Source organism: Pseudooceanicola spongiae (genome assembly GCF_014899185.1).
Taxonomy (GTDB): Bacteria; Pseudomonadota; Alphaproteobacteria; order Rhodobacterales; family Rhodobacteraceae; genus Pseudooceanicola; species Pseudooceanicola spongiae.
The window spans coordinates 1,870,743-1,897,495 of record NZ_CP045201.1 but is presented as its reverse complement, the minus strand read 5'-3'; the positions used below and the strand labels follow the sequence as shown (position 1 = coordinate 1,897,495).

Annotated in this window: 23 protein-coding genes; 19 read left to right on the top strand and 4 right to left on the bottom strand. The window is 66.0% G+C overall.

Going from position 1 to position 26,753, the window contains the following annotated elements:
• Positions 1–152 precede the first annotated feature (152 nt).
• The 13 genes from F3W81_RS08960 (at position 153) to F3W81_RS08900 (ending at position 13,892) form a co-directional block, all read left to right on the top strand.
• Positions 153–1,037: a LysR family transcriptional regulator gene (locus F3W81_RS08960; protein ID WP_193083247.1), complete on the top strand. Its 885-nt coding sequence runs from the start codon at positions 153–155 to the stop codon at positions 1,035–1,037.
• Positions 1,038–1,129: 92 nt separating this feature from the next.
• Positions 1,130–1,597, top strand: a complete 468-nt coding sequence (locus tag F3W81_RS08955) for a formate dehydrogenase subunit gamma (protein WP_193083246.1) — start codon at positions 1,130–1,132, stop codon at positions 1,595–1,597.
• Complete coding sequence (locus tag F3W81_RS08950; RefSeq protein ID WP_193083245.1) at positions 1,594–3,111, top strand: formate dehydrogenase beta subunit; 1,518 nt, start codon at positions 1,594–1,596, stop codon at positions 3,109–3,111. The genes F3W81_RS08955 and F3W81_RS08950 overlap by 4 nt, the downstream gene beginning before the upstream one ends.
• Before the next feature lie 127 nt (positions 3,112–3,238).
• Positions 3,239–6,112 (top strand): formate dehydrogenase subunit alpha, encoded by a 2,874-nt coding sequence (gene fdhF / locus F3W81_RS08945; RefSeq protein WP_193083244.1) that lies wholly within the window; start codon positions 3,239–3,241, stop codon positions 6,110–6,112.
• On the top strand, positions 6,112–6,930 hold the full coding sequence (gene fdhD / locus F3W81_RS08940; protein ID WP_193083243.1) for a formate dehydrogenase accessory sulfurtransferase FdhD: 819 nt from the start codon (positions 6,112–6,114) through the stop codon (positions 6,928–6,930). Before fdhF ends, fdhD begins: the two co-directional genes overlap by 1 nt.
• Positions 6,920–7,138: a formate dehydrogenase subunit delta gene (locus tag F3W81_RS08935; protein WP_193083242.1), complete on the top strand. Its 219-nt coding sequence runs from the start codon at positions 6,920–6,922 to the stop codon at positions 7,136–7,138. The genes fdhD and F3W81_RS08935 overlap by 11 nt, the downstream gene beginning before the upstream one ends.
• 245 nt (positions 7,139–7,383) lie before the next feature.
• Positions 7,384–7,950, top strand: coding sequence for a hypothetical protein (locus tag F3W81_RS08930; RefSeq protein ID WP_193083241.1), 567 nt, complete (start codon positions 7,384–7,386; stop codon positions 7,948–7,950).
• 41 nt (positions 7,951–7,991) lie between these two features.
• Entirely contained in the window at positions 7,992–9,266 is a 1,275-nt protein-coding gene (locus F3W81_RS08925) for an imelysin family protein (protein WP_193083240.1), read from the top strand.
• Between the two features lie 105 nt (positions 9,267–9,371).
• Positions 9,372–9,638 carry a (2Fe-2S)-binding protein gene (locus tag F3W81_RS08920; RefSeq protein WP_193083239.1) on the top strand — a complete coding sequence of 89 codons (267 nt, stop codon included), beginning with the start codon at positions 9,372–9,374 and terminating at the stop codon, positions 9,636–9,638.
• The gene (gene bfr, locus F3W81_RS08915) at positions 9,613–10,098 is read left to right on the top strand and encodes a bacterioferritin (RefSeq protein WP_193083238.1); all 486 of its coding nucleotides are present in this window, start codon (positions 9,613–9,615) and stop codon (positions 10,096–10,098) included. Before F3W81_RS08920 ends, bfr begins: the two co-directional genes overlap by 26 nt.
• 138 nt (positions 10,099–10,236) lie before the next feature.
• Complete coding sequence (locus F3W81_RS08910) at positions 10,237–11,796, top strand: di-heme oxidoreductase family protein (protein ID WP_407692466.1); 1,560 nt, start codon at positions 10,237–10,239, stop codon at positions 11,794–11,796.
• The gene (locus tag F3W81_RS08905; protein WP_193083237.1) at positions 11,796–12,818 is read left to right on the top strand and encodes an imelysin family protein; all 1,023 of its coding nucleotides are present in this window, start codon (positions 11,796–11,798) and stop codon (positions 12,816–12,818) included. Before F3W81_RS08910 ends, F3W81_RS08905 begins: the two co-directional genes overlap by 1 nt.
• A 3-nt stretch (positions 12,819–12,821) precedes the next feature.
• Positions 12,822–13,892: a DUF1513 domain-containing protein gene (locus F3W81_RS08900; protein ID WP_193083236.1), complete on the top strand. Its 1,071-nt coding sequence runs from the start codon at positions 12,822–12,824 to the stop codon at positions 13,890–13,892.
• Between the two features lie 81 nt (positions 13,893–13,973).
• Here F3W81_RS08900 and F3W81_RS08895 read toward each other — a convergent pair whose 3' ends face one another.
• From F3W81_RS08895 to F3W81_RS08880, 4 genes are all read right to left on the bottom strand, one after another.
• Positions 13,974–14,603, bottom strand: coding sequence for a TetR/AcrR family transcriptional regulator (locus tag F3W81_RS08895; protein WP_193083235.1), 630 nt, complete (start codon positions 14,601–14,603; stop codon positions 13,974–13,976).
• Between the two features lie 625 nt (positions 14,604–15,228).
• Positions 15,229–16,212, bottom strand: coding sequence for an NAD(P)H-dependent flavin oxidoreductase (locus F3W81_RS08890; RefSeq protein WP_193083234.1), 984 nt, complete (start codon positions 16,210–16,212; stop codon positions 15,229–15,231).
• A 92-nt stretch (positions 16,213–16,304) separates the two neighbouring features.
• The gene (locus tag F3W81_RS08885; protein WP_193083233.1) at positions 16,305–18,143 is read right to left on the bottom strand and encodes a hydantoinase B/oxoprolinase family protein; all 1,839 of its coding nucleotides are present in this window, start codon (positions 18,141–18,143) and stop codon (positions 16,305–16,307) included.
• Positions 18,144–18,252: 109 nt separating this feature from the next.
• The gene (locus F3W81_RS08880; protein ID WP_319022308.1) at positions 18,253–20,301 is read right to left on the bottom strand and encodes a hydantoinase/oxoprolinase family protein; all 2,049 of its coding nucleotides are present in this window, start codon (positions 20,299–20,301) and stop codon (positions 18,253–18,255) included.
• A 187-nt stretch (positions 20,302–20,488) separates the two neighbouring features.
• Between F3W81_RS08880 and F3W81_RS08875 the strand changes: the two genes are divergently transcribed.
• The 6 genes from F3W81_RS08875 (at position 20,489) to F3W81_RS08850 (ending at position 26,746) form a co-directional block, all read left to right on the top strand.
• Complete coding sequence (locus tag F3W81_RS08875; RefSeq protein WP_226941924.1) at positions 20,489–21,883, top strand: hypothetical protein; 1,395 nt, start codon at positions 20,489–20,491, stop codon at positions 21,881–21,883.
• 157 nt (positions 21,884–22,040) lie between these two features.
• On the top strand, positions 22,041–23,354 hold the full coding sequence (locus tag F3W81_RS08870; protein WP_193083232.1) for an ABC transporter substrate-binding protein: 1,314 nt from the start codon (positions 22,041–22,043) through the stop codon (positions 23,352–23,354).
• 96 nt (positions 23,355–23,450) lie between these two features.
• A complete protein-coding gene (locus tag F3W81_RS08865) occupies positions 23,451–24,377 on the top strand; it encodes a branched-chain amino acid ABC transporter permease (protein ID WP_193083231.1) in 927 nt (308 codons plus the stop codon).
• Entirely contained in the window at positions 24,374–25,324 is a 951-nt protein-coding gene (locus tag F3W81_RS08860; protein WP_193083230.1) for a branched-chain amino acid ABC transporter permease, read from the top strand. The genes F3W81_RS08865 and F3W81_RS08860 overlap by 4 nt, the downstream gene beginning before the upstream one ends.
• The gene (locus tag F3W81_RS08855; protein ID WP_193083229.1) at positions 25,321–26,046 is read left to right on the top strand and encodes an ABC transporter ATP-binding protein; all 726 of its coding nucleotides are present in this window, start codon (positions 25,321–25,323) and stop codon (positions 26,044–26,046) included. Before F3W81_RS08860 ends, F3W81_RS08855 begins: the two co-directional genes overlap by 4 nt.
• The gene (locus F3W81_RS08850) at positions 26,033–26,746 is read left to right on the top strand and encodes an ABC transporter ATP-binding protein (protein WP_193083228.1); all 714 of its coding nucleotides are present in this window, start codon (positions 26,033–26,035) and stop codon (positions 26,744–26,746) included. Before F3W81_RS08855 ends, F3W81_RS08850 begins: the two co-directional genes overlap by 14 nt.
• The last annotated feature ends 7 nt before the right edge of the window (positions 26,747–26,753 follow it).

Below are 26,753 nucleotides of genomic sequence, written 5' to 3'. Positions count from 1 at the left end.
AGCCGTTGAGAGATCCAGACCGCCACATCGCTGGCGGTCTTTTATTGTCTATGGGGTAGGGGCTCTGCCCCGCGCCTGCGGCGCCCCCGGAATATTGCAGCAAGAAGAAGCCGGTGCTGGGCAAGGCCGGGCGCGCGTGGCAGAGATGGGGCATGATCCAGAAGTTGGAAATGCTGATCGCCCTTGCCCGAGAGCAGCACTTTGGCCGTGCCGCCGAGAGCATTGGCGTGACCCAGCCGTCCCTGTCGACCGGCATCAAGCAGCTGGAGGCGCAGCTGGGCGTCAAGCTGGTGCTGCGGGGGTCGCGCTTTGGTGGGCTGACCCCGGAGGGGCAGCGCGCGCTGGTCTGGGCGCGCCAGATCGTCGGCGACGCGCGGCGGCTGCGCGAGGAGATGCGGTTTTCGCGCGAGGGGTTGTCGGGGCATGTGCGCATCGCGGTGATCCCGACGGCGCTGACATGGGCGTCGCGGCTGACCTCGGGGTTCGGGGCGGCGCATCCGAACGTCAATTTCACCGTGCTGAGCCGCACCTCTGCCGACATCCTGACGATGCTGGAGAACTTCGACATTGATGCGGGGATTTCCTATCTCGACAATGAACCGCTGGGGCATGTGTCGAGTGCCTTTCTCTATCGCGAGAATTACGCCGTGATCTGCCGTCCGGATCATCCGCTGGCGGGGCGGGGGCCGCTGGGTTGGGGCGATCTGGAGGGGGTGGCGCTGTGTCTGCTGACGCCGGACATGCAGAACCGCCGGATCATCAATCGGGCCTTCATGGAGGCCGGGGTGGTGCCTGTTGCGCGGCTCGAGTCGAACTCAACCGTGGTGCTGGCGACGCAGGTGGAGCAGGCGGGGCTGGTGACGGTGCTGCCGGATCATCTGGCGGCGTTTCTGGTGGCGGGGCGGGAGTTGGTGATGGTGCCGGTCGAGATGGCGACGCCGGGGCCTGCGGTCGGGCTGATCGCGCCCTGGCAGGAGCCGCATACGCCGGTGATCGAAGCGCTGCTGGCCGAGGCGGGCAGGGTGGCTGAGGTTTGATAGGTTTTGGCTATCGACTGACGGATATTTGATATTGATTGCAGATGGAGCTTGGGTCACACCGCAGGTCTAGCCAGCGAGGGGAGGATACCATGCACCCGCAGCCATCCGATCAGGAGATCCGGCCTGTCATCGAGGCGCATCTGCATCTTGAGGGGCCCTTGCTGCCGATCCTGCATGACCTTCAGGCGCGTTTCGGCTTTATCCCCGATGCGGCGCGCGGCGTGATTGCTGAGGCGCTGAACCTGAGTGTTGCCGAGGTGGTCGGCGTGATCAGTTTTTACCATGATTTCCGGAAAGCACCGGCGGGCCAGCATGTGCTGAAGCTGTGCCGGGCCGAGGCCTGTCAGTCTGTCGGCTCAGAGGGGCTGGCGCAGCGCGTTCTGGCAAATCTGGGGCTGGAGTGGCACGGCACCACGGCGGATGGCAAGCTGACGGTGGAGCCGGTGTATTGCCTCGGGCTATGTGCCTGCGCCCCGGCGCTGATGCTGGACGGGGTGGTGCATGGCCGGGTCGATGACGCCGGTGTCGTCGCCATTCTGGAGGAGGCCGGGGTATGAAGATTTATGTCTCGCGGGACAGTGCTGCCAAGGCGGTCGGGGCGGAGCGTGTCGTGGCGGCCTTGCGGGCCGGGCTGGCCGAGGCCGGGATCGAGGCGGAGATCATCCGCACCGGATCGCGCGGCATGGTCTGGCTGGAGCCTCTGGTCGAGATCGATCGAGGGCAGGGGCGCATGGCCTATGGGCCGGTGACGCCGGCGGATGTGGCGGGGCTGCTGGAGGGGTCGGTGGCAAGTCTGGGGCTGACGGAGGAGATCCCGTTCTTTGCCCGTCAGACGCGGCTGACTTTTGCCCGCTGTGGCGTGACCGACCCGCTGAGTTTGAGCGATTACGAGGCGCATGGCGGGCTGGTTGGTTTGCGCCGGGCGCTGGCGATGTCAGCCGAGGAGATTGTCGCGGAAGTGACGGCTTCGGGATTGCGCGGGCGCGGCGGCGCGGGCTTTCCGACGGGCATCAAGTGGAACACCGTGCGTCAGGCGCCGGGGCCGCAGAAGTATATCGTCTGCAATGCCGATGAGGGCGACAGCGGGACCTTTGCCGACCGGATGATCATGGAGGGCGATCCCTTCACGCTGATCGAGGGGATGGTGATTGCGGGCCTCGGGGTCGGGGCGGACAGGGGCTATGTCTATCTGCGTTCTGAGTACCCGGACGCGATTGCGGTGATGCGGGAGGCGGTTGTGCTGGCGCGCGGCGCCGGACTGCTGGGGGCGGATGTGCTCGGTTCGGGGCGCAGCTTTGATATGGAGATCCGCAGTGGCGCCGGGGCCTATGTCTGTGGCGAGGAGACCAGCCTGCTGAACTCGCTGGAGGGCAAGCGCGGCGTGGTGCGGGCCAAGCCGCCGCTGCCGGCGCTGGAGGGATTTCTGGGGCGCCCGACGGTGGTGAACAACGTGATTTCGCTGGCGACGGTGCCGGTGATCTTTGAGCGCGGCGCGGCGTTTTACGCGGACTTCGGGCTGGGGCGGTCCAAGGGGACCATCCCGGTGCAGATCGCGGGCAATGTGGCGCGTGGCGGGCTGTTCGAGACGGCCTTCGGGATGCCTTTGGGAGAGCTTGTCGATGAGGTGGCCGGGGGCACGGCCAGTGGGCGGCCCGTGAAGGCGGTGCAGATCGGCGGACCGCTGGGGGCGTATTTCGGGCGCGAGAAGTTTGACACGCCCTTTGGTTATGAGGATTTCGACGGGCAGGGCGGGTTGATCGGCCACGCCGGGATGGTGGTCTTTGATGACAGCGCGGACATGTTGAAGATGGCGCGTTTTGCCATGGAGTTCTGCGCGGTGGAGAGCTGTGGCAAGTGCACGCCCTGCCGCATCGGCGCGGTGCGCGGGGTGGAGACGATCGACCGGATCGCGCGCGGAGATGCGGCGGCGGTCGAGGTGCTGACGGACCTGTGCGAGGTGATGAAGGAGGGCTCGCTCTGCGCGTTGGGTGGGTTCACGCCTTATCCTGTGATGTCGGCGCTCCGGGGGTTTCCGGAGGACTTCGCGAGCGTGCGGGAGGCGGCGGAATGAGCGGTGCGCTGTTTGGGGCACGGGTCGCAGGGGGCGCTGCCCCCGTCGCAGCGGGGCTGCGACTCCCCCGGGATATTTATCAACAGGGAAACATGGGGTGTCTGGCCCCGGTGCGGAGGGCGTTGGCATGAAGGACTTGATCATTCCCTGGGATGAGACGGACAAGGGGACGCCTTTGAGGGTCGGGGCGCCGGTGACGCTGAGTGTCGACGGGATCGAGGTGACGGTGCCGGAGGGGACTTCGGTCATGCGGGCGGCGTCGGACGCCGGGATCCAGGTGCCGAAGTTGTGTGCGACCGACTCGCTGGAGGCGTTCGGGTCGTGCCGGTTGTGCGTGGTCGAGATCGAGGGGCGGCGGGGGACTCCGGCGTCCTGTACGACGCCTGTGGTGGCGGGGATGGTGGTGAAGACCCGCAGCGAGAAGGTGCAGAAGATCCGGCGGGGGGTGATGGAGCTTTATATCTCGGATCACCCGCTGGATTGTCTGACCTGTTCGGCGAATGGCGATTGCGAGTTGCAGGACATGGCCGGGGCCGTGGGGCTGCGCGAGGTGCGCTACGAGGCGGGGGAGAACCACTTTGAGGTGCGCGCCGGGGCGGCAGCGAATGCGCAGTATATCCCGAAGGACGACAGCAACCCGTATTTCACCTATGATCCGGCGAAATGCATCGTATGCAATCGCTGTGTGCGGGCCTGCGAGGAGGTGCAGGGGACATTCGCGCTGACCATCGAGGGGCGGGGGTTCGACAGCCGGGTTTCCGTGGGCGCGCCGAATTTTCTGGAGAGCGATTGCGTGAGCTGCGGCGCCTGTGTGCAGGCCTGTCCGACGGCAACCTTGCAGGAGAAGAGCGTCATCGAGATCGGGACGCCGGAGCGGTCGGTGATCACCACCTGCGCCTATTGCGGGGTGGGCTGTTCCTTCAAGGCGGAGCTGAACGGTGATCAGCTGGTGCGGATGGTGCCCTGGAAACATGGCAAGGCGAACCGGGGGCATTCCTGCGTCAAGGGGCGCTTTGCCTATGGCTATGCGACGCATCAGGACCGGATATTGAACCCGATGATCCGGGACAAGATCACCGATCCCTGGCGGGAGGTGAGCTGGGACGAGGCGATGAGCTTTGCCGCCGGGCGGATGCGGGGGTTGCAGGATCAGTATGGCAAGAATGCGATCGGGGTGATCACGTCGAGCCGCTGTACCAACGAAGAGACGTACCTCGTGCAGAAGCTGACGCGGGCGGTGTTTGGCAACAACAACACCGATACTTGTGCGCGGGTGTGTCATTCGCCGACCGGGTATGGCCTCGGGCAGACCTTTGGCACCTCTGCGGGGACGCAGGATTTCGACAGCGTCGAGCATACGGATGTGGTGGTGGTTATCGGGGCCAATCCGACGGATGGGCATCCGGTGTTTGCCAGCCGGCTGAAAAAGCGGCTGCGGGCTGGGGCGAAGCTGATCGTCATTGATCCTCGGCGGATTGACCTGGTGCGTTCGGCCCATGTCAGCGCGGCGCATCATCTGGCGTTGCGGCCCGGCACCAACGTGGCCGTTGTGTCGGCGATGGCGCATGTGATCGTGACGGAAGGGCTGGCGGCGGAGAGCTATATCCGGGAGCGCTGTGACTGGGAGGAATACCTCGCCTATAGCGACTTCATCGGTGATGCGCGCCATAGCCCCGAGGCGACGGAGCTGCTGACCGGGGTGCCTGCGGCAGAGCTGCGGGCTGCGGCGCGGGCCTTTGCGACCGGGGGCAATGGCGCGATCTATTATGGGCTGGGGGTGACGGAGCATTCCCAAGGCTCGACCACCGTGATGGGGATTGCCAATCTGGCGATGTTGACCGGGAATGTCGGGCGCAAGGGCGTCGGGGTGAACCCGCTGCGCGGGCAGAACAATGTTCAGGGCTCCTGCGACATGGGGTCTTTCCCGCATGAGCTGCCGGGGTATCGCCATGTGAAGGGCGCGGAGGTGCGCGCGATCTTCGAGAAGGCCTGGGGGGTGGAGATTGACCCCGAGCCGGGCTTGCGCATCCCGAACATGCTGGATGCGGCGGTGGAGGGGACGTTCAAGGGCCTCTACTGTCAGGGCGAGGATATTCTGCAATCGGACCCCGACACCAAGCATGTCGCGGCGGGGCTGGCGGCGATGGAGTGTGTCATCGTTCATGACCTGTTCCTGAACGAGACGGCGAATTACGCCCATGTGTTCCTGCCGGGCTCGTCGTTTCTGGAGAAGGACGGGACCTTCACCAATGCCGAGCGGCGGATCAACCGGGTGCGCCGGGTGATGGCGCCGAAGAATGGTTATGAGGACTGGGAAGTCACGCAGCTTCTGGCCAATGCCATGGGGGCGGGGTGGCACTATACCCATCCGTCGCAGATCATGGCGGAAATCGCGATGACGACGCCGAGTTTTGCCGGTGTCACCTATGAGGTGCTGGAGGAGAAGGGGTCGGTTCAGTGGCCCTGCAACGAGGCGCACCCCGATGGCACGCCCTTGATGCATGTCGACGGGTTCGTGCGCGGCAAGGGGCGGTTCATCGTCACGGAATATGTCGCGACGGATGAAAAGACCGGGCCTCGGTTCCCGCTGCTGCTGACGACGGGGCGGACCTTGAGCCAGTACAACGTCGGCGCGCAGACGCGGCGGACGGCGAATGTCGCCTGGCATGATGAGGATGTGCTGGAGATCCATCCCCATGACGCCGAGGTGCGGGGTGTGAAGGATCGGGATTGGGTGCGCCTTGCCTCGCGCGCCGGGGAGACCAGCCTGCGGGCGAAGATCACCGATCGGGTCAGCCCGGGGGTGGTCTATACGACCTTTCACCATCCCGATACGCAGGCCAATGTGATCACCACCGATTTCAGCGACTGGGCGACGAATTGCCCCGAGTTCAAGGTGACGGCGGTGCAGGTGAACCTGTCGAACGGGCCCTCTGCCTGGCAGGAGGATTACAACGCCCATGCCGGGCTGGCGCGGCGCATTCTGCCGGCGGCGGAGTGATGGTGCAGCCGGTGATCAGTGTGGCCGGGGTGTCGGTCGGGGCGGAGGGGGCGCGCGGGGTGTCGCGGGCCTTGCCCGAGGAATGGCCGGTGGCGCTGGTCTATGACGGATCGACCCAGGCGGTGATGATGTGCTCGCCTCAGGACCTCTCGGATTTCGCCTTGGGGTTTTCGCTGACCGAAGGGTTTGTCGGGAGCGCGGCCGATATCGTCGATTTCGAGCTGGTCGAGCACGAGACCGGAAGTGAAGCTCGGTTCTGGCTGGTGCCGGAGCGCGCCGGGGCCGTGGCGAAGCGGCGCCGGGCGATGGCCGGGCCGGTGGGATGCGGCCTCTGCGGGATTGATTCGCTGCAGGAGGCGGTGCGGGAGCTGCCCTCGGTGGCACCGGGCGGGCCGGTGTTTTCCCACGCCGATGTGCTGGCGGCGGTGGGCGATCTGCGGGGCCATCAGCCGCTGCACGACCTGACCCACGCGGTGCATGCCGCAGGTTTTGCGCGACCGGGCGCGGGGCTGGTGATGGTGCGCGAGGATGTCGGGCGGCACAATGCGCTCGACAAGCTGATCGGGGCGCTGAGCAGGGCGGGGATCGATCCGGCCTCGGGGGCCTTCGTGATGACCAGCCGGCTGTCGGTGGAGCTGGTGCAGAAGGCGGCGATGGTCGGCTGCCCGGTGATCATCGCGGTGTCGGCGCCAACGGCCCATGCGGTGCGGCTGGCCGAAGGCGCGGGGATCACGCTGGTCGCTTTTGCGCGCGGGGCGGGCTTTGACGTTTACGCCCATGGGGCACGGATTTTGCACGGAGCCAGTGATGTCGCCTGAGAAAATGGTCATGATGGCGAACCAGATCGCCACATTTTTCAAAAGCCAGCCCGGCCGCGATCAGCCGGAGCGGATCGCGGATCATCTGAATGATTTCTGGGCGCCGCGGATGCGGGCGCAGTTTCTGGAGCATGTGGCGGCGGGGGGCACAGGGTGCGATCCGCTGGTGGTGCGGGCGGCGGGCTTTGTGCGTGTGCCGGCTGGTTGAGCGGGCTGTGGGCGCCGGAGGCCAGCCCCCGGACCCCCGGAGTCTGAGAGCAAGAAGAAGTCTTGGCGCCGGCTCTTTTGAGGGTCGGCGTTTTGGTTTTGCGGAGGCGGGGCAACGGAGCACGGGCGCGGCATCTGGGGCTTTTACCTTTGAAAATGAGCGGTGGCGGTATGGCGCGCGGGCGGATTAATGGGTTACCAAAATACTCGGGATTGACTTAGCTGATCCTTTTAGTCAGAAATGAGATGACTACGGGAGAGACCCATGCCCTGCCTGACCAACCCTTCGTTTCTGAGCGACGCCGTCCCGAGCGGGACGTGCTGCGTTTGTGCTGCGTTGCTGGGGTGGGTGTCGTGAAGCCGGAGCGTGGCGCCGAACCGGTGGCGACCATCGCGGCCCTACCGTTTCACGAAGCGCTGCTGGTCGGGGCGTTGCGCGCGCGCTGTGACGGGCCGGACGAGATGGCGGTCTTTGCTGCTGAGCTGGGCGATCTCTATGGCGCGAGCAGTGCGGCGCGGATCCTGGACCGGCTGGACGAGTTCCTAGGTCTGACCCTGCGCCATGTCCGCCGCCCGGTGATGCGTCATGGGCTGAAGTGTTCCTGTGTGGGCGCGGATGAAGCGGTGCTGGCGCATCTGGTCAGCCTCTCGACCAGTGGCGACCGCGAGGATGCGATGCTGATGGCCTGCCTGCTGGTGCGTGCCGATGTGGCGCCGATTGTCGTCTCTCTTGCGCAGACACTGGGGCTGGAGTTGCACCGCAGTCAGCCTGGCCGCGCTTTTCCCTCGATGCCGTCAGAGACAGTGCACTGATGGCACAGACCTATTTGAAAACTGACCCGGAAGGATTTTCCATGACACGCAAGATTTACGCCGCCGCGACAGCGATCGCTATTGCGACGACACCTGCCTTTGCCGCCGAGGGCGCGGTCGACAAGGCGGACGTGTTGGGAACCTATGCGGATATCGCGGCTGCGGCCTATGGCGACTCGCTGAGCACGGCGCAGGCGCTTCAGGTGGCCGTCGGGCGGTTGATCGCCGCGCCCTCGCCCGAGGCGCTGGAGGCGGCGAAGGCGGCGTGGAAATCGGCGCGCGTGCCCTATCAGCAATCCGAGGTGTTCCGGTTCGGCAATCCCATCGTCGATGACTGGGAGGGCAAGGTGAACGCCTGGCCGCTGGACGAGGGGCTGATCGATTACGTCGACGCCTCCTACGGGGGCAGCACGGATGAAAACCAGTACGCGGTGCTGAACGTCATCGCCAATCCGACCTTCACCCTGTCGGGGGAAGAGGTCGATGCCAGCGAGATCACGCCGGACCTGCTGGAGAACACCCTGCAAGAGGCGGACGGCGTCGAATCCAATGTCGCCACCGGCTACCACGCCATCGAATTCATGCTCTGGGGGCAGGATCTGCACGGCACCGACAAGGGCGCGGGCGAACGGCCCTGGACGGATTATGCCAAAGGCGATGACTGCACCAATGCCAACTGTGACCGCCGGGGCGCCTATCTGAAGGCGGCGACGGATCTGCTGGTCAGCGATCTGGAGTATATGGCCGCGCAATGGGGCGATACCGGCGCGGCGCGTCAGACTCTGCTTGAGGATCAGGACGCCGGGGTTGCGGCGATCCTGACCGGCATGGGCAGCCTGTCCTACGGCGAGCAGGCGGGCGAGCGGATGAAGCTGGGCGTCTTGCTGAATGATCCGGAAGAAGAGCACGACTGCTTCTCTGACAACACCTACAACAGCCACTTCTACGACGGGCTGGGCATGCACAATGTCTATAACGGTCAATATGTTGGCGTGGATGGTCGGGTGATCTGGGGCGCGTCGGTGTCGGATCTGGTGGCGGCGGCGGACCCGGAGGTCGATGCCACGCTGAAGGCCGATCTGGACGCGACGATGTTCAAGCTGCTGGCCATCAAGGTCGCGGCAGAGGGCGGCTTCAGCTACGACATGATGCTGGCGCGCGGCAACAAAGAGGGCGAGGCGCTGATCATGGGCGCAGTCGACGCGCTGGTGACCCAGACCCGTGGGATCGAGCGGGCGGTTTCGGCGCTGAGCCTCGATGACATCGGCTTTGAAGGCTCGGACAGCCTGGATAACCCCGACGCGGTTTTCCAATAAGCCAAACGATCCGGGCGGCGGCGCGGTGTCGCGGCCCGGTTCCTGAACACAGCGGCCTGAACGGGAAACCCCCACAGGCCGGGACATGACGGAGAGGACGACAGGATGATGGTTTGTCACTGCATGGCGATCAGCGACCGCGATATTCGCGCTGCTGTGGACTGGATGCGCGCCGCGGATCCCGATACCATCATCACGCCGGGCAAGATTTACCGGGCCCTCGGCAAGAAGGCCGAATGCGGCGGCTGTCTGCCGGTTTTCATGGACACCATGCGCCAATGCGATAGTTTCGAGGTCCCGGAGATTTTACGCGGCCTCCGCCGCGTCACGGCAAAGGAGACATCGGATGAAAGGCGACGCAAAGGTCATTGAGTACCTCAACGCCGCACTGCGCAGCGAGCTGACCGCAGTCAACCAATACTGGCTGCATTACCGGCTGCAGGAAGACTGGGGCTACGGCAAGATCGCGGCCAAGTCGCGGGCGGAAAGCATCGAAGAGATGCACCACGCCGACAAGCTGGTCGTGCGAATCATTTTCCTCGAAGGCCACCCGAACCTGCAGAAGCTCGACAGCCTGCGCATCGGTCAGAACCTGCGCGAAACGCTTGAGGCGGATCTGGCGGCTGAGCATGAAGCGCGCAGCCTCTATAAGGAAGCCCGTGAGCATTGCGAAAAGGTCGGCGATTACGTCACCAAGAACCTGTTCGAGACGCTGATGGCGGATGAAGAGGGTCACATCGACTACCTCGAAACCCAGCTTGAGCTGTTCGACACGATCGGCGCCGAGAAGTACGGCCTGCTGAACGCCACTTCGGCGGATCAGGCTGAATAAGCAGATCACACGCTGACTGTCGGGCCGCTCTGGTGGCCTGACGGCCCGCCCTCGGGTGCGGGCATTTCCCTGACAGTTCATATTTCTGATTGAATTGATCGGGTATAAATGGCACTCGGGATCGACCGGAGATTTGCCATGATATTCAAACGACCCACCCCTCATTTTGCTGCTCTTGCCCTTGTGGCCTGCCTCGGCGCCGCGCCGCTGATGGCCCAGGAGCTGACGGACCCCTTTCTGAACGCCGCGCCGCGCACGGCCAAGGAGCTGGGCCGGATCGAGGGGGCCGTGCAGCCCACCACAGATTTCACCGCCCCCGAGCGGTTCGAGACCAACCCCGGTGGGGCAGCCACGACCCGTGCGCGCACGGATGCCGATGCCTTTTCGCAAAGCTCGGCCAATATCTCGTTCGAGCGGGAGCTGGATTTCAAGGTTGGCAACGGGCTGTTCAAGAAGCTCTGGGTGTCCTCGCCCTCATCGACACTGGCGTCGGATGGGCTGGGGCCGCTGTATAACGCGCGCTCTTGCCAGCGCTGCCACCTCAAGGACGGGCGCGGCCATGTGCCGGAGGGGCCGGGTGACGATGCCGTGTCGATGTTCCTGAGGATCTCGGTACCGGGCAGTGATACTGAGCCGATGAGCAAGATCGAGGCGTTTCTGCTGTCGGTCGGGGACGAGGGCCGCCAGACCCGGCCCGATCCGGTCTATGGCGGGCAGTTGCAGGACTTTGGCGTTGCCGGGCAGGTGGCGGAATACAAGCTGGGTGTCGATTGGGAAGACGTTCCGGTGGCGCTGGCCGGGGGCGAGACGGTCACGCTGCGCAAGCCGACGTGGCGCGCCGATGATCTGGGGCATGGTCCGCTGGCACCGGGGGCGATGCTGAGCCCGCGTGTCGCGCCGCAGATGATCGGCCTGGGCCTGCTGGAGGCGATCCCGGCTGAGGATATCCTTGCCCATGCCGACCCCGAGGATGCGGACGGTGACGGGATTTCCGGCAAGCCGCAGATCGTCTGGTCGTTCGAGCATGACCGCCCTCTGTTGGGCCGCTTTGGCTACAAGGCCGGGGCGCCGACGGTACGCGAACAATCGGCGGCGGCCTTCAATGGCGACATTGGCATTTCGACCCCGATCTTCACCAACCCCTGGGGCGACTGCACCGAGGCCGAAGCCGACTGTCGCGCCGCCCCCCATGGCGACGGCGACGCCCGCGGCACCGAGATCGACGCCGAGGGGCTGGACCTTGTGACCTTCTACAGCCGCAACCTGGCCGTGCCCGAACGCCGCGACGTCGGCGGCGCGCAGGTGCTGCGTGGCAAGCAGGTGTTCTACGAGGCTGAGTGCACCGCCTGCCATGTGCCGAAATTCGTCACCTCTCGCCTCAAGGATCAGCCTGAGCAGAGCTTTCAGCTGATCTGGCCCTATACCGACCTGCTGCTGCACGACATGGGCGAAGGTCTGGCCGACAACCGCCCCGAAGGGCGCGCGAACGGGCAGGAATGGCGCACCGCGCCGCTCTGGGGCATCGGCATGGTGCAGCAGGTCAGCCCGAACGCCAGCTTCCTGCACGACGGACGCGCCCGCTCGCTTCTGGAGGCCGTTCTGTGGCATGGAGGAGAGGCACAGGCGGCGCGTGACCGTGTCGTCGCCCTGTCGCCCGATGACCGTGCCGCCCTGACCCGCTATCTGGAGAGCCTCTGATGCGCCTGTCCTTCCTCAGCCCCCGAACCCTGACCGCCGCCGCCCTGAGTGTGGGGGTGACCTGCGCCGCTCTGCCTGCCAGCGCCGGTCTGAACCAGGTGATCGAGCTGCACATCCTGCAGGGCACCGAAGATTTCGCGGCGGCCACGCGGGCGCTGTCGGATGCAGCCGCTGCGGATTGTCAGCCTGCGGCCGTGCAGGGGCCCTACAACGCGGCCTTTGACGCCTGGATGGAGATTTCACATCTGCGCTTTGGCCCGCTGGAAAAGGACGGCCGGATCAACGCCATCGCCTTCTGGCCCGATGCCAAGGGCTTCATCGGGCGCAGTCTGGGCGGGTTGATCGCGGAGGAAGACCCGATCGTGCAGCATCCTCAGGACTTCAGCAGCGTCTCGGTTGCCGCGCGGGGCCTGTTTGCGCTGGAAATGCTGCTCTATGATCCGCAATATTCAGGCTATGCCGCCGACAGCTATACCTGCCACCTCGTGCAGGCCGTCAGCTTTGATCTGGCGCGAATGGCCGACGGGATTGATGCCGACTGGCGCGATGAACAGGCGCCGGCGATGCGCAGTGCGGGCCAGCCCGGCAACACCACTTACCTCTCCGATGACGAGGTGACGCAGGCGCTCTATACCGCGCTGCTGGCGGGGCTGGAGTTCACCGAGGATCAGCGCGTAGGCCGCCCTCTCGGCACGTTCGACCGCCCCCGTGCGACCCGGGCCGAAGCGCGGCGCAGCGGGCGATCCCTGCGCAATGTCGTGCTGTCGCTGCAGGCGTTGCGTGATTTCAGCGAGGCGCTGGCAGACGTGCAGATCCCTGTCACCGAAGCCGCCTTCGATACCGCGCTGGAGCAGGCCGAAGGGCTGAATGATCCGGTCTTTGCCGGGGTCGATGATCCGACAGGCCGCCTTAAGATCGAGATCCTGCAACAACGCATCCAGGCCGCGCGCCGCGCGGTCGAGGGCGAGATCGGCGCCGCCCTTGGTGTGACGGCGGGGTTCAACTCGGCGGACGGAGACTGAGGCATGACGACACGACGCGGATTTCTTGCGGCGATGATGGCCAGTGCTGTCGTCCCGTCGCTGAGCTGGGCGGATGCGGGCAACCCGAGCTTCCTTGCCGCCGCGCGTGAGGCGGACGGAGGCTATGCGCTGTTCGGGCTGGACGGCGCGGGCGCTGATCTGTTTCGCGTCGCCCTGCCGGCGCGCGGCCACGCCGGTGTCGCCCACCCCCATGCGCCCGAGGCGGTGGCCTTTGCCCGCCGCCCCGGCACCTTTGCGCTGGTTATCGATTGCGTCAGCGGCAAGGTGATCCAGCAGCTGAACAGCCCGGCGGGGCGGCACTTCTACGGCCATGGCACCTTCGTCGCGGACGGAGATATCCTCTGCACCACCGAGAATGACTATGACAACACCGCTGGCGTCATCGGGCTCTGGTCGCGCTCCGAGGGGTATCGCCGCATTGGTGAAATCCCCTCGCACGGGCTTGGCCCGCACGAGATTCTGCGGCTGGCCGATGATATCCTGGTGATTGCCAATGGCGGGATCGAGACCCACCCGGATCATGGCCGCGACAAGCTGAACATCCCCACGATGCAGCCAAGCCTGACCTATGTGACCCCCGATGGCACCCTGAAGGACAAGGTCGAGCTGGCGCCTGAGCTGCACAGGAACTCGATCCGCCACCTCGCGGCGCGCGCCGACGGTCTGGTCGGCTTCGCGATGCAATGGCAGGGCGAACAGCGCGATGCCGTGCCGCTACTGGGACTGCATCGCCTCGGTGGCACCGTGACCCTTGCGCAGGCCGACCTGGGCGAGCAGCTGGCGATGCAGGGCTATGCGGGCAGCATCGCCTTTGCGGGCGGCGGCGCGCATGTCGGCATCACCTCTCCGGTCGGAGGGCGGCTGCATCTCTTCACCGAGGCAGGCATGCTGGCAGCGGTGCACAGACGCGCCGATATCTGCGGATTGGCCGAAAGTGCAAAGGGCTTCATGGCGACCGACGGGCAGGGCGGGGTCTGGCAGGCGGATCTGCAGGATTTCACGCCGGTGCACCGCGCGCCGCGCAACTGGGACAACCACGTCGTGGCGCTGTAGCGCCCTGTCGACCAGCCCCGGAAATACAGAAAGGCGCGGACTGCTCCGCGCCTTTCGTCGTCTTGACCGCGTAGCTGCAGCCTAGATGCGGTTGGCCAGACCATGCAGCGCCTGATCAAGCACCAGATCCGAGAAATCCTCGGCATCGTCATATTCGCCTGCCTCACGGCCACGCCCCTCAAGATGCCAGGACAGCATCCAGTTGATCGAGCCGAAGAAGTAGCCGGTGGCCGCGCGCGGATTGAGGCGTCGCAGATTGCCCGCATCCATCGCCCCGTCCAGCAGACCCTGCATATAATCATGCAGGGCATCGCGCCGGGCCAATAGGGCATCCTGCATGTTCTGTGGCAGGGCACGGATATTCGCCGTCGTCGTAAAGGCCCCCGACTGTTCGATCGCCAGCTGGGTGAACCTGCGATAATAGTGGCAGAACCGTTCGTAATCGGTGCCGTCCATCGCCTCAGCCTCAGCGCGCGCCTGTTCGCCACAGGCAAAGCTCACCTGCAGGCAATCATAGAGCAGCTCTTCCTTGTTGCGGAAGTAGTAATACAGCGCGGTCTTGGTCACGCCGATCTGATCGGCGATCTGGTCCAGAGACGTCGCGTGGTAGCCTTTCTCGTTGAACAGACGTGACGCGACGCGCAAGGCCGCGCGCCTCTTTTGTTCACGGATCTGTTCCCTCGAGGCGACTTCGCCATTCCAATTCGCCATTTTATCCTCAACCATTTCTCGTGTGCAGAACCGCCTGCTGGCGGCCGGTCCGGGCGTTTGTGAAAGAGGCCGGACCTGTTTCGCGTTGGAGAATAAACCGCCACTTGAGTTGTTTTGTTCCCCGACATACGAGGCAGGGCGGGCCGTCACGCCGGCCGTGACAGCACAGAGGGACGCCTCTGCCTAAATAATAAGATATCTCTATAGCCGTTTGAAAATAATGATTTTTATGACGTCACAGGCAGCGAAAATCGTCGGTTTCCCGCCGATCTTCTGGCTGAAAATAGCCGCAAAATCCAGCCTCTCACACCGCCGCATCTACGACTTGAAAGGCGTGCCAACCGCACCGCAAGGACCGAAAACAGGCCTGTCGGTCAAGCAACCCGACCTGCGAGTCAAAGAGGAATGGCCCCCAAAAAGCCCACTCTCAAACTGGGGCAATTCTCTCTCATTGTGTCGCAAACCGACCTCTCGCAAAGCGCCTCACCAGAATAGGCCGCTACGATCCCCAAGCGCACGCCTCTGCACCGTTTCCCTGTCGAAAAATATCCCGGGGTGAATGCCGCCGCAGGCGGCAGAGGGGCAGCGCCCCTTCCCCCACCTGCCGCAGGCGGACCGCTCCAGTTCAGCTCTTCTGCCACTGCAGTTGGGTGGCCAGACGGGTTTGCGCGGCGCGGAACTCGGCTTCCAGCCGATCGACCAGCGCTGCCGTCGACAGCACCTGCTGAACGGCACCGATACCCTGTCCCGAGCCCCAGATCTCTTTCCAGCTCTTTGGCTTGGCGCCGCCGAAATCCATTTTGGAGGGGTCCGAGCGCTCAAGCGCATCCGGGTCCATACCCGCAGCGGCGATCGAGGGTTTGAGGTAATTGCCCCAGACACCGGTGAAGAGGTCGGAATAGACGATGTCGGAGGCATCACTCTCGACGATCATGCGTTTGTAGGCCTCCTGCGCATTGGCTTCCTCGGTCGCGATGAAGGCGGAGCCCGCATAGCCGCCGTCCGCGCCCATGGCGAGCGCGGCCAGGATCGAGTCGCCGCGCGCGATGGCGCCTGACAGATACAGCGGTCCGTCGAACCAGCTGCGGATTTCCTGGATGAGGGCAAGGGGGGACAGCGCTCCGGCATGGCCGCCGGCCCCAGCCGCCACGGCGATCAGACCGTCGGCACCCTTTTCGATGGCCTTATGGGCAAAGCGGTTGTTGATGACGTCGTGCAGCACGATCCCGCCCGAGGCATGGGCTGCCTCGTTCACATCCGTCCGTGCGCCCAGCGAGGTGATCCAGATCGGCACCTCATGGCGGGCGCAGATCTCGATGTCGCGCTCGATCCGGGGGTTGGAGCGGTGGACAATCTGGTTCACGGCATAGGGCGCGGCAGGGTGATCGGGGTTGGCCTGGTTGTGGCGGTCCAGCTCTTCGCGGATGCGGGTCAGCCAGCGGTCAAGCTCGATCGGGTCGCCGTCTTTTTCACGGGCATTGAGGGCGGGAAAGCTGCCCACGATGCCGGCCTTGCACTGGGCGATGACCAGGTCGGGGGTCGAGATGATGAAGAGCGGGCTGCCGATAAGCGGCAGGCGCAGGTTTTGCAACTGATGCGGTAGAGCCATGTGGATCCTCCCAAATCCGGCCGCGGGGGCGGCGTGTGGTGTTGCTCAGAGGTGTGCCATGGCGGGGCACAGGTGTCATCTGTGTCGCTGCGTCAGAAACCGGTGCGCGCTGGAGGGAAAGGGGGGGGGGGCTGTTTGCCCCCCGTCCGCCAGAGGCGGCCTCCCCCCAAGGATATTTTTGAACAGGGAAACAGGTCAGGGGGCGCGCAGGAGGTGGGTTTCGGAGAGGTCCGGCGTGCCTTCGGGGTGAGGGCGACGCCGAACAGGGTTCGGGCCTGAGTGGCGGTATAGCGGCCGAGGCGGACGTCTTCGGCGACCGCCTGAGGGGCGCGCTCCATGGGGTTGCCGTAGCCGCCGCCACCTGGCGTGCGCACGTGCACGATATCGCCGGGGGCGAGGGGGATGTCCTGCTCCTTGGAGAGGTGTTCGGGGGTGTGCGAGATGCCGTTCCGGATCACGCGGACCTCGTTCACCGCGCCGTCGCTGCCCTGAAGCGCGCCGAGGGGGCCGCTGCGGCCGTGGTCCATGACGAAGCTGGCGGTGGCGGTACCGCGGCGCAGTTCCAGCGCGTAGTCGAGGCCGAAGCCGCCCCGGTGCAGGCCGGCGCCACCGGAGCCTTCGTGCAGGGCGTAGTGATGGTAGAGGACGGGGAACTGCGCCTCCATGATCTCGACCGGGGGGGCCTTGGAAATGCCGATGGTGGAGCAACCGTTGGAGAGGCCGTCATGGTCAGCATTGCCGCCGTAGCCGCCACCCGAGAGCTGGTACATGACGAAATCGCGCTGCTTTTCAGGGTCGTGGCCGCCGAGGGCGAAGTTGCCGGAGGTGCCTGCCGGAGCGGCGGTGACGCGGGACGGCAGGGCGGGGGCGAGGGCGGCGAAGACGGCTTCGGCAATGCGCTGGCTGACTTCTGCCGCGCAGCCGGAGACCGGGCGGGGGTATTTCGCGTCGAGGAAGGTGTCCTGATAACCGGTGATGTGGAGCGGCTCGAACGCGCCGGCGGAAATGGGGACCTCGGGGAAGATGTGGCGCATGGCGAGGTAGACCGACGACAGCGTCGTCGCGAGCACGGAGTTCATCGGGCCGGCGCAGGGGGCGGAGGAGCCGGTGAAGTCGAAGGTGGTCTGCTCCGCGTCGCGGGTGACGGAGAGGCGGATTTCGAGGGGGGTGTTGACCACGCCGTCGCTGTCGATCCACGCCGAGGCGGTGTGGCTGCCTTCGGGGATTTCGGTGAGGTAGCTGCGCATCTGGGTGGCGGCGCGGTGGTGAAGCTCGGTGATGGCCTCGGCAACGGTGGCGTCGCCGTAGCGGTCGAGCAGCTCGTTCAGGCGGACCTCGCCCACCATCAGGGCGGCGGCCTGGGCCTGGACGTCGCCGATGCGCTGGTCGGCGACGCGGATGTTGGAGCAGATGATCTGGTAGATTTCGCTGTCGAGCACGCCTTGCTTGAACAGGCGCACGGGGGGCAGGCGCAGGCCTTCCTGTTCGACCGAGGTGGCGGAGGCCGAGAAGCCGCCTGGCACTGTGCCGCCGGTGTCCGGCCAGTGGCCGGTGTTGGAGAGCCAGCAGAAGATTTCGCCGTTGCGGTAGTAGGGCCGGGCGAAGCGGACGTCCATCAGGTGGGTGCCGCCGAGGTAGGGGTCGTTGACGATGTAGATGTCGCCGGGCAGGGGTGCCGGGGTGATGCCGTCGCGGATACGCTCGATCAGCACGCGGGTGGAATATTGCATGGTGCCGACGAAGACGGGCAGGCCTTGTGAGCCTTGCGCAATCAGGGCGCCGTCGGTGGCGGAGTAGATGCCGTCGGAGCGATCGTTCGCCTCGGCGATCACCGGCGAGAAGGCGGCGCGGGAAAAGCTCAGGTCCATCTCGTCGCAGACCTGTTGCAGACCGGCCTGGATGACGGAGAGGGTGATGGGGTCGAGGGTCATTGGGTCACCTTCTCGGGTCTGGGGCGGGATAGGGGAGAGCGGGGGATCGCCGCGTGCGGCGATGCCTCCGGCGGGGATGATTGGAACAGGGAAACAAGTGGGCGGTGGATCATGCGGCACCTCCGATTTCGATCAGGATATTGCCGATGGCGTCGGTGGTGACGCGGTCGCCCGGAGGGACGAGGGTGGTGGTATCCATCTGTTCGAGGATGGCGGGGCCGTCGAAGGCCGCGTCTGCGGGCAGCTGGTCGCGCTGGTAGAGCGGGGTGTCCCAGGCGGTGCCCTCGAAGAGGACGGGGCGGGTGCCGCGGCAGGCAGCGGCGAGCGTGGGCAGGCGGCCTGCGGCGGGGATCAGGGTGGCCGGATCCAGCGAGGCGCGGGTGCCGATCACCGAGGTGTTGGCGTTGACGACGGCGGCGCGGATCGTGTCGAGGCGGACGCGGAAGCGGGTCCAGTAGACGGCTTCGAAGGCTTTTTGGAGGGCCTCGCGGGTGATTTCGGGGGCATCAAGGGTGACGCGCAGAAGGTGGGTCTGGCCGATGAACTGCATGTCGACGGAGTGCAGGGTGCGCGTCTCGGTCACGGCGACCTTTTCGCGGGCGATCAGGCGGCGGCCTTCGCTCGCCTGCGCCGTCAGGGTCGCGGCGAGGCGGTCCATGTCCAGCACGTCGAGCGGCGTGGCGAGGGTTTGCGTAAAGTCGTGGCGCAGGTCGGCGACGAGGCAGCCGAGCGCGTTGGTGATGCCGGGGCGGGCCGGGACCAGCACGCGGGGCACGCCGAGTTCGCGCGCCAGCGCCGCCGCATGCAGCGGGCCTGCGCCGCCAAAGGCGAAGAGCGCGAAGTCGCGCGGGTCGGCGCCGAGGGAGACGGAGACCATGCGGATCGCCCCCGCCATCTTGACGTTGGCGAGGCGGATGACGGCCTCGGCGGCTTCTTCGGGGGTGAGGCCGAGGGGATGCCCGAGTTTTTCGGCGAAGATTTCCCGGACCTGTTCCAGCGTGATGCCGCCTTCGACCGATTTCAGGCGCGAGGGGTCGAGGCGGCCGAGCAGGAGGTTGGCGTCGGAGATCGTCGGTTCGGTGCCGCCGCGCCCATAGCAGATCGGGCCGGGGGTGGCGCCGGCGGATTCGGGGCCGACTTCCAGCAACCCGGCGGCGTTGACGCGGGCGATGGACCCGCCCCCGGCGCCGACGGTGCGCACGTCGACCATGGGGACGTGGATCGGCATGGCATACTCGATCTCGATCTCGTTCGAGACGGCGGGTTGGGCGCCCCGGATCAGGGCGACGTCGGTGGAGGTGCCGCCCATGTCGTAGGTCAGCAGTTCGGTGATGCCCGCCGCGCGGCCGGTGAAGGCGGCGGCCATGACGCCGGAGGCGGGGCCGGACATGACGGTGCGCGCGGCCTCTTCTGCGACGCGGGAGGCCGAGACCATGCCGCCGTTACCGTTCATCACCAGCAGCTCGCCCGCGTAGCCGCCCTCAGCCAGCGATCCGGCGAGGTTCTGCACGTAGCGGTCGAGGATCGGCTGGACGGAGGCGTTGACGGCGGCCGTGACACCGCGTTCGTATTCGCGGCTTTCCGACAGCAGGGCGTGGCCGAGGGTGATGTAGCTGTTCGGCCAGAGGGCGCGCAGGACTTCGCCCGCGCGTTGTTCATGGCCCGGGTTGCGGTAGGAATGCAGGAAGTGGACGACGACGGAGGTGCAGCCCATGTCGAGCAGTTTGCGGGCGGCCTCGGCCAGCGCGTCTTCGTCCAAGGGCGTGATGACGCGGCCTTCGGCGTCCATGCGCTCGGGGACTTCAAGGCGCAGGTCGCGCGGGATCAGGGGGATGAATTCGCCTTTCATCCCATAGGCTTGGGGGCGGGTGCGGCGGCCAAGCTCCAGCACGTCGCGGAAGCCTTTTGTGGTGATCATGCCGGTGCGGGCGAGCTTGCGTTCGAGGACAGCGTTGGTCGTCGTGGTGGTGCCGTGCACGATCAGGGCGGTGGCGGGAAGATCCGCTTCGGCTTCCTCAACCGCCATCATCACGCCGCGCGACTGGTCGTCGAGGGTTGAGGGCACCTTGGCCAGACGCACCGCGCCGGTGGCCGGGTCCATCAGGATCAGGTCGGTGAAGGTGCCGCCCACGTCGACGCCGATAATCTGGCCTGTCATCATATCCGCGTCTGCCGCCATGTCGCTGCCCGTCCCTGAGGTTGGTATGTTTGTGTGCAAATGATTTTCCAATGTGCAGCCATAAGTCAATCGGTTGCGTGCGAGGGGGCCTTCGTCAAGTTGTCGTTTGCTTAGCTTTCAGGCCGTGGGCATGCTCGGGGGCGGGACAGGTACATGGGGGTGAAGGATGAAACGGCTGGATTTGGGGTGTCGGTATCGCGTCGGTATCCGGGCGGTAAGTGGTGCGGTGTTTCTGGCCGGTCTGCCGGGACTGCTGCTGGCGCATACGTCGGAGGGCGGCTTCGTGCTTTTGCTGCCGACGGGGTATTATGTCTGGGGCGGTGCGGCCAGCGTGGCGGCGACGGTGCTGCTGATTGCGCTGCTGCCGGAGCGGGCGGCGCGGGGCATGTTCGCGACGCGGCGGCTCTGCGCGCTGGGGGCGGGGCGGTGGTCGCTGCTGACCTCGGGGGTGTCGGCGCTGCTGCTCATGGGCGCGGTGGTCGAGGGGCTGCGCGGCGGGCAGGACCCGACGCACAACGCGCTGCCGCTGCTGGTCTGGACGGCGATGTGGCTGTTCGTGGTGACGGCGCAGGGGATCGTGGGGGATCTGTGGCGCTGGGTCAGCCCGTTTCGGGCGCCTTATGCGGTGCTGCGGGCGCTCGGGGTGCGGCCTTTGCTGCGCTGGCGGCGGGGCTGGGGGCACTGGCCCGGGGTGCTGAGCTTTCTCGCCTTCGCGGCGGTGCTGCTGGTGGACATTGCCCCGGCGGACCCGGACCGGCTGGCATGGATGGTGCTGAGCTACTGGGGTGTGACTATTGTGGGGTGCGTCGTCTTCGGTCCGGTCTGGCTGGCGCGCGCCGAGGCGCTGACGATCCTGATGCGGGCCTATGCGCGGTTGGCGCCGGTTGCGCGGCGGGGCGGCGCACTGCGCGTCGGGCTGTCGGGCTGGGGCTGGGTCAGCGCACCGGTGCCGGGAGCATCTCTGGCGGTCTTCATGCTGATCACGCTGGCCTGTGGCAGCTTCGACGGGCTGAATGAGACCTTCGCCTGGCTGGCCTGGATCGGGGTCAATCCGCTGGAGTTCAGCGGGCGCTCCTCCGTCGTCGTGCAGAACGCGGTGGGGTTGGGCGTGGCTGTGGCCGCGCTGGTTGCGGCCTATGGCATCGCGGTGCGGGCGGGGCTGTGGCTGGTGGGCGAGCGGCGCTTTGGCCTTGGCTTTCGGATGCTGGCCCCGGCGATCCTGCCGATCGCCTTTGGCTATCACATCGCCCACTACCTGACGGCGGCGCTGGTCAACGGGCAGTACCTTGCGGATATGGTCAGCGATCACCTCGGCGGACCGGAGGTGGAGGTGACGACGGGGTTCCTCAACCAGCGCGCCTCGGTGCATGCGATCTTTCTGGTGCAGGCGGGGGCGGTGGTGCTGGGACATGTCCTTGCCATTCTGATGAGCCATGCCGCCGCGTTGCGCCTGACCGGCAGTCACCGCAGGGCGGCGATGTCGCAGGCACCGCTGGCGGTGTTCATGATCCTTTATACGCTGTTCGGGCTGTGGCTTCTGGCCTCGCCAAGGGGGGCCTGAGCTGCGCCCGAAGTTTGAGCGCCGCACAAAAGAACGCACACAAACAAGTTTGGCGCTTCATAAACCATTGGACAGGTCATTTGCGCGCCTACAGACTGCGACACAGGGTCAGCCTAATAAGACCTCGTCAATCATATCCAACAGGGATGTTCCGATCATGACCGATACACCCAGCAAATTACTCTCCGGGGCCAGTTCCGCCCTGCCGACGCGCCGTCAGGCGCTCAAGACCCTCGCCGCGGGCGCAGGGGCGGCGGTGACCATGCCGCTGTGGTCGCGCTATGCCGGTGCCCAGAGTGCCGAGCCGATCCGCATCGGGTTCGGCAAGCATGCCACCGGAATCGGCGCCGCTTACGGGCGCTGGTACGAACGCACCTCGGTCGCGGCCTTGGCCAAGATCAACGCCGAGGGCGGCATCAATGGCCGCCCCGTCGAGCTGGTGACCGAGGATGACGGCACCGATCCGAAACGCGCCGCCGAGGTGCTGGAGAAGTTCGCCAGCCAGTCCAAGTGCGACATCGCCTTTGGCACGCTGTTCAGCCACGTCGTGATCGGCGCGGCGCCGCGCGCGGCTGAGCTGAAGCTGCCGTATTTCGTCGTCTCCGAAGGGCACCACGTCGCCAGCGGCATGTTGAACCGCTGGACGTTGCAGCCCGGCATCACGGACGTCAAAAGCCAGGTGACGGCGATGGCCCCCTTCCTGACCAATACGCTGGGCAAGAAGGTGACGATGATCTACCCGGACTACGGTTTCGGCTACGATCACCGCGACAACCTGACCCCGGCGATCACCGCGGCAGGCGGCGAAGTGGTGGCGCAGATCGCCATTCCGCCGACCGAGACCTCCTTCACCAAGTACTTCCCCAAGATCCCGCGCGACACCGAAGTGATCTATCACGTCATGGTCGGGCCTGCCGTGCTGACATTCGTCAAGGAGATGGGCGAGTTCTTCGGGCCGTCGCGCCCCGAGATCTTCGGCTTCATCGACTCGCTGGAGGCGGTCGACATGACCTCGCCCGGGTTGGAGTTTCTGGAGGGGACGTATTTCTGGGAAGGCATGCCGCGCTATCTGCAGGCCGATGCGCCCGACTACGTCAAAGCCTACCGCGACGCGGTGGGGATCGACGAGAATGGCGCCAGCACCAGCGACGGGGCGGATGTGTCGACAGCGGCGCATATGTTCGGCTGCTGGGAGACACTGCACATCATCAAGGCCGGCATGGAAGCGGCGGACTACAAGTCCACCGATGACCGTCAGGCGCTGATCGAGGCGGTCGAGGCGATGACCGACATGCCCGCCGGGCCGGATCATCCGCAGGGCGCGAAACGCTTCAACGGCAAGACGCACCAGGTGTTCGGACCGCAGTACATCTCCAAGGTCACGGACGGCAAACTGGTCGTGGCCGAGACGGTCGGCTACGAGGATACGCTGTATCCAGACGAGGTCGACTATACGACGATGAGCTTCTGAGGGCTTTCTGACGCGTCCCTGTCCGGTTTCGTGCCGGGCAGGGCAGGCCCCTCGGACCCCTCGGCGCGCGGCCCCCGTGGCCCCCGGAGAATATTCATGGAATTCGGACCTTATCTTTTGCTCGCCTGTCTTGAAGGCGCGGTGCTGGCGGCTGTGCTGGCGCTGATGGCCTCGGGCCTCAGCCTCGTCTTCGGCGTCATGCGCGTGGTCAACGTGGCGCATGGCGAGTTCTACATGCTGGGCGCGGTGATGGCCTGGGTGGTGACAAGCGTGCTGGGCGGCGGGGCGGTGATCAACTTCGTTGCCGCACTGATTTTGGCGCCGCTGATCGTCGGCGCGCTGGCGGTGCTGGCGGATGTGACGATCCTGAAGCGGCTGAACTATGACCCCGAGCGCACCATCGTGGCGACCATCGGGTTGCTCTATATCATCCAGCAACTGGCGCTGATGGGCTATGGTCCTGAGGCCCGGCCCGTGGAGCCGCCGTTCAACACCCGCATTGCCCTGCCGTGGGTCGAGTGGGGGGAGGGCGGGATCAGCCTCTATTTCCCTTGGGGTCTGTCGACGACCAGTTACAAGCTGTTCGTGATCGCCGCCGCCGTGGTGTTGCTGGCCGCGCTGCGCCTGTTCATGACGCGCAGCCGCGCCGGGCTGATCATGCGCGCAACCCAACTGGATGGAGAGATGGCGACGGCCTTCGGCATCCCGGTCGAGCGGGTCTATGCGCTGGTCTTTGGAGCGGGTGCTGCGCTGGCCGCACTGGCGGGTGTGCTGATCGTGCCGATCCAGCAGGCGCATTACCTGATGGGCGGCGACGCGCTGTTGCTGAGCTTTATCGTGGTGATCATCGGCGGGCTTGGCTCGCTGGCGGGCACCGTGGTCGCGGCGGTGCTGATCGGGATGAGCGATGGCATCATCTCGGTCTTCTTCACGCCGACGCTGGCCAAGATCATCGCCACGCTGCTGGTGGCGCTGGTGCTGGTGTTCCGCCCGCAGGGCCTGTTCGGGGTGCGCGAAAGATGAGGGGCAAGAGCTGGGGCGCGGTCGTCGCGCTGCATCTGGGGCTGGTGGCGGTGCTGTTCGCGCTGAACTTTGTCCTGCCAGTCTATCATCAGGGTGTGCTGGCGCGGGTCATGGTGCTGGCGGTCTATGCGATCGGCTATAACATCGCCTTCGGCTATACCGGGCTGCTGAGCCTTGGCCATGCGATGTTCTTTGCCGCCGGGCTGTATGGCGCGGGGCTGATGGGGCTGCACTTTGGCATGGCGGCTGTGCCGGCCTGGGCGTTTGGCACGGGGGCGGGCGCGCTGTTGGCGCTGGTGGTCGGCGCGCTGGCGCTGCGCACGGCGGGCGTGTCCTTCATGATCGTGACGCTGATGTTCGCGCAGGCGGTTTACCTCACCATCCTCTATTTCGGTGACATCACCCATGGCGACGACGGCTTTGTCGTGCCGAGCGTCAGCCGCACGCTGGCGGGGATTGACCTGAGCCAGCAGCATCCGCGCTACCTCGTCGGCTGGGCGCTGTTCTCGGCCGCGCTGCTGTTCAGCCTCTGGCTGGTGCGCGCGCCCTTTGGCCGGGTGCTGGTGGCGATCCGCGAGAATGAGGAGCGCGCGCGTCTGCTCGGCTATGACACCGGCGCGCGCAAGCTGGGGGCGCTGGTGATTTCGGGCACGATCTCGGCTGCGTCGGGGGCGGCCTATGGGCTGCTGTTCGGCTATGTCGGGGCCAGTTTCGCGGGCGTGCAGTATTCGATCTTTGCGCTGCTCTGGGTGTTGCTGGGCGGCGCGGGCACGGTGCTGGGGCCGTTCGTGGGCACGCTGTTCATGTTCTACCTGATCGACCTCGCGACCGAAGTCACCGACGCCTACATGCTGATCGCGGGCGTGGTGCTGGTGGGGCTGACGCTGTTCGCACCGCAGGGCATCGTCGGTGAGGTGCGAAGACGCCTGTGGAGGGATCTGCCATGAGCGATGTGATCCTGTCGACCAAGGGACTGAGCAAGAGCTTTGACGGCCTTCGCGCCAACCACGACATTGACTTTGAGCTGTACCGGCATGAGGTGCACGCGCTGATCGGACCGAACGGCGCGGGCAAGACAACCTTCGTATCGATGCTGATCGGGCGGCTGCGGCCGACCTCTGGCGTGATGACGTTCGAGGGGCGCGATGTCACGGGCCTTGGGGCGGCGGCGCGGGTCAAGGCGGGGATGGCCTATACCTTTCAGATCACCTCCGTCTTTGCCAAGCTGAGCTGCCATGAGAACGTCGCCCTTGCCGCGCGGCGGCTTGGCGGGGATGTAGAAGCCGAGGTTGCCTCGGCCCTGGAGCGCGTCGGGCTGGGGGGGCGGGCCGAGGAGATCGCGGGCGATCTGTCCTATGGCCACCAGCGGCTGCTGGAGATCGCGATGGGGTTGGCGCAGCGTCCGGCCCTGCTGATCCTGGACGAGCCGACGCAGGGGCTGGCGGAGAGCGAGATCGCGGGTTTCAAGGCGCTGATCCGTGCGCTGGCGGCGGAGACGACGATCCTGCTGATCGAGCACAACATGTCCGTCGTGATGGAGCTGGCCGACCGCATCACCGTGCTGAACTTTGGCGAGGTGCTGGCGCAGGGCTCGCCCGAGGAAATCCACCACTCAAGCGCCGTGCAATCGGCGTACCTTGGCACCGGAGGCGATGATGCTGAAGATTGAGGGGCTGAGCGCGGGCTATGGCGCGGCGCCGGTGTTGCGCGGCGTGAACCTGCGCGCCGAGGCCGGGGAGATCACCGTGCTGATGGGTCGCAACGGCGCGGGCAAGACGACGCTGATGAAGGCCATCATGGGGCTGGTGCGCGCCGAGGCTGGCGACATTGATCTGGATGGCGCCGATCTGGCGCAGTTGCCGCCGCATATGGTGCCGCGTCAGGGCGTCGGCTACGTGCCGCAGGGGCGGCGTCTGTTCGCGGACCTGAGCGTCGCGCAGAACATCGAAGTGGGGCTCGGCGCGGGGCCGAAAGACGCCGCCAGCCGCCGTGCCGTGCGCGCCGAGGTGCTGGAGCTGTTTCCGCGCCTGCAGGAACGCATGGGCCAGCGGGCAGGGACGCTGTCGGGTGGCGAGCAGCAGATGCTGGCGACGGCGCGGGCGCTGTGTGTGCGGCCCAAGCTGTTGTTGCTCGACGAGCCGACAGAGGGGCTTCAGCCCTCGATGATCGAGGCGATCCGGCAGGTCATGGTGGCGATGCGCGACAAGGGGCTGGCAGTGCTGCTGGTCGAACAGCGCATTGATGCGGTGCTGGGGCTGGCCGACCGGGTCAGTGTGATCGAGATGGGACGCAATGCCGAAAACTTCAGCCGCGCCGAGTTGACGGAGCCCGAAAATGCCCGCCGATTGCGCGGGCATCTGGGGGTCTGAGGCGGCG